Source organism: Cypionkella sinensis (assembly GCF_042646385.1).
Lineage (GTDB): Bacteria > Pseudomonadota > Alphaproteobacteria > Rhodobacterales > Rhodobacteraceae > Cypionkella > Cypionkella sinensis.
The window spans coordinates 1-507 of the sequence record NZ_JBHRTO010000006.1 but is presented as its reverse complement, the minus strand read 5'-3'; the positions used below and the strand labels follow the sequence as shown (position 1 = coordinate 507).

1 protein-coding gene is annotated in these 507 nt (G+C 59.4%); it reads right to left on the bottom strand.

What is annotated here, in order from left to right:
* Nucleotides 1–150 precede the first annotated feature (150 nt).
* Nucleotides 151–507: ABC transporter substrate-binding protein (locus ACFOGH_RS20085; protein WP_380074976.1), on the bottom strand; the 357-nt coding region annotated here is incomplete at its 5' end.

Sequence of the window (507 nt, the reverse complement as noted above, 5' to 3'; positions counted from 1 at the left end):
CTCGAACCATTCATTGAGGAGCGGCAGCTCCTGACGGTTACTCATGGATATATCCTTGCTGATGTCAACGGGCCCCGGATCGCGTCACTCGAGGTTAGCGAGCGACGACCCCCGGGGCATCCCCCGCCCTTGGGGCTCGTGGGTCACGATTCAGCGCGACTTCACTTCGGACCACAGTTGCTGGAACACCTGGAGCTGCTCACCTTTCAGGGTTGGAGTGAACTGCAAGCGTTCCAGGTCAGCCTCGCTCGGCAGAACGGGCGGTTTCGCCAGCACTTCATCGAGGTGGGGGCGTGCGGCCTTGTTGGGGCTGGCATAATAATTGTAATTCGACAGCTGAGCGCCGACCTCGGCATCGAGGATGAAGTCGATGAACCTGTGCGCCATCTCCGGATTCGGCGCGTCACGCGGAATCATCATGGCGTCGATCCACATCTCGGCGCCTTCGTCGGGAATCATGAACGCCATCTCGGAGAAGGTCTCGGGGTTTTCTTCCTTGTAGAACAG